The following is a 1,886-nucleotide window of genomic DNA, read 5'->3' on the forward strand; positions in this document are numbered from 1 at the left end:
TGTGTTTGATTGTTAAAAATCACAATAGAGATTCTTTCATCGCCTGCCTATTCTTTTTTTAATTCTTCTGTGCACTTCAAACTTGAAAAGACTAAGTACAAAACCCCACAAAAAATATCATTAGGATTAACGACAAGTTTCAAGTCGTTGACTTGAACCCCATTAAGCTAGCCGTTTGAATTGGCACTACTATATAATATTCGAGAAGTTATTACTAATCTCAACGAGCTTCGGGAAAAAATCATTTTATTATTTGGGAAAACAGCGGCTCAAATATATGGACTAATTCAAAAAAATTGCGCTGTAGGTCTAGGAATGTAGGCTTTAAAACTCTTTAGTTTTTATTCAAATAACCTAATAAGGTTAAAAAAATAATAGCTTAAATTTTAACATAATAAACTCTTCTATATTTCCTAGAAAAACCCTTATTAAAAAAAATGAATTTACAATATAAAATGAGTTTGGAAGTTTTTGACATTCAGATATTTCAAAATAATTATCCGAAATAAAAAAACTTCTTGTTGACTTATCTTTTTTTTATTATTAACATACATTTCTTTTGAACAAGAGGAGTTGGAGAAACAAAAATCTTTAGTTTTTAAATCTAGTTATACTACCAAGATCCTCCAAAAAATCAAGGTGCGGATGAAAAAACTTAACAACTCTAAGTGTTTAAAAGAACTAAAAGGGAGAGAACCTTATTGCTAACTAGAATTTAGATACCCGGGGTTAAAGTAGGCGATCGAAACCCTGACTAGTATTTTAGGAAAAGCATGTACTTGACACACAAGAGATGTTTTATGCACTCGTCAATCTCAGAAAGAATACCTGTAAATCCCAGAAATAAAGAAATCCTTCTACTTGAAGAAAAGAAAGAGCTAAAGTACTCCGCCATATTTTAATAGGGATAATTTTAGTTGGGTTGAGCTTCCTCAACGAGGACCTAAAAATCAACATCCTAATTCCAAAACAGTATGTAGGAAAGCCACTGAAGAAACACATTGTTTTCCTTTATAAACATGTGTCTTTAAGATCAAAATTGGTTTGAGGATGCCTTGCCTTTGTTCGAGTATGTTCAATATCTTCTATTGTAAGATAGAACTCATATTCATGGTATACTCGTTTGTTTTTAAATTAAGATTTAACTAAGCAAAATTTCCTAGATAAAAGAGGCTGCAGTTCCTCCCGATATTTACGAATGTTTTCAAAAAAGGCATAAATTGCCGTCTTGAAATCTAAGAATTTTTCATAATATCGATTATTGCGAACTTTTTTATTCATGAATCGCCAAAGGCGTTCAATCAGATTGAGATCGGGAGAATAAGGAGGCAAGAATTTGATTTCTACTCTGGATGTTTTTAGGTAATTTGCAACAATTTTTGACCTATAGTAGGCAGCATTATCGCATATAACCACGATTCTTTGTGCAAAAGGATACTTTTCTTCCCATTTTTTAAACAAATCAAGAGTAGATTGCGCATTGATAGAGTCGGAAGAAAGAGTTGTAACTTCTAAAACCCTTTCTTTTACTTTTTTCCAAGCAGAACCTACTAATTCTAAAACTCTTGTGTTTATATTTGCACTCATAAATTCTCTTTTTATATTGTTCTTATTATTAAGAGATTTTGTTATAGTTATTTAAATCGACATTGATAAAACAGCTTGATCTAAGGCTTCGGATAAATTAGCTACAGTAGGTAAAAGTTCTCGGATTTTCGTTTTCATATTGGCCCAATATTTTTCGATAGGATTTAAGTCCGGTGAATAAGGCGGGAGAAAGAGCATTTCGTATCCACTTTCCTCTATCAATGTTCTAGTTGTCTTTGATTTATGAAAGCTCGCGTTATCGAGAATCAAAACTTGGCCATGAGTCAAATTTGGAATCA

At 31.8% G+C, this 1,886-nt stretch carries 2 protein-coding genes; both read right to left on the reverse strand.

Translation table 11 applies throughout. The features are described 5' to 3' along the window. Positions 1–1,134: 1,134 nt before the first annotated feature. Positions 1,135–1,587 carry a transposase gene (locus tag RHOW815_RS07975; RefSeq protein WP_215217764.1) on the reverse strand — a complete coding sequence of 151 codons (453 nt, stop codon included), beginning with the start codon at positions 1,585–1,587 and terminating at the stop codon, positions 1,135–1,137. A gap of 51 nt (positions 1,588–1,638) precedes the next feature. After that, positions 1,639–1,886: transposase (locus tag RHOW815_RS07980; protein WP_215217765.1), on the reverse strand; the 248-nt coding region annotated here is incomplete at its 5' end.

The organism is Candidatus Rhabdochlamydia sp. W815, assembly GCF_018642185.1.
Taxonomy (GTDB): Bacteria; Chlamydiota; Chlamydiia; order Chlamydiales; family Rhabdochlamydiaceae; genus Rhabdochlamydia; species Rhabdochlamydia oedothoracis.